A 398-nucleotide genomic window follows, 5' to 3' on the forward strand; every position below is an offset into this window, starting at 1 on the left:
GGTGATACTTAAAAATACCAATTTATTGGATGCACATTTAATTGCAGAAGGGATTTGTAGTGCCATTGAAGGCAACCAATTTAAATCTGAAGAGCAAATCTATTCAATTAGTTGCTCGATTGGTTTAACCCAAATTACCGCTGATAACTGCGATCCAAATGAATGCTTAAAGCAGTCAGATATTGCGTTATATATTGCTAAAAATTTAGGCCGTAACTTAGTACATTGTTATTCAAAACAAGATGGTGAGAACAATGCGCTGCAAACGGGTTTAGAGTGGGGCCATGGGGTACGTCAAGCACTCCAACAAGACAGTATAGAGCTTCATTATCAACCCATTTGGGATTTTAAAACTAATCAGGTTGCCTACTTTGAAGTACTGCTAAGGTTAAAGCTAG

At 37.4% G+C, this 398-nt stretch carries 1 protein-coding gene; it reads left to right on the top strand.

What is annotated here, in order from left to right; all coding sequences use genetic code 11:
• Positions 1–398: diguanylate cyclase domain-containing protein (locus SB765_RS28165; RefSeq protein ID WP_410932290.1), on the top strand; the 398-nt coding region annotated here is incomplete at both ends.

It is taken from the genome of Pseudomonas sp. SIMBA_067 (assembly GCF_046534675.1).
GTDB classification, from domain to species: domain Bacteria; phylum Pseudomonadota; class Gammaproteobacteria; order Pseudomonadales; family Pseudomonadaceae; genus Aquipseudomonas; species Aquipseudomonas putida.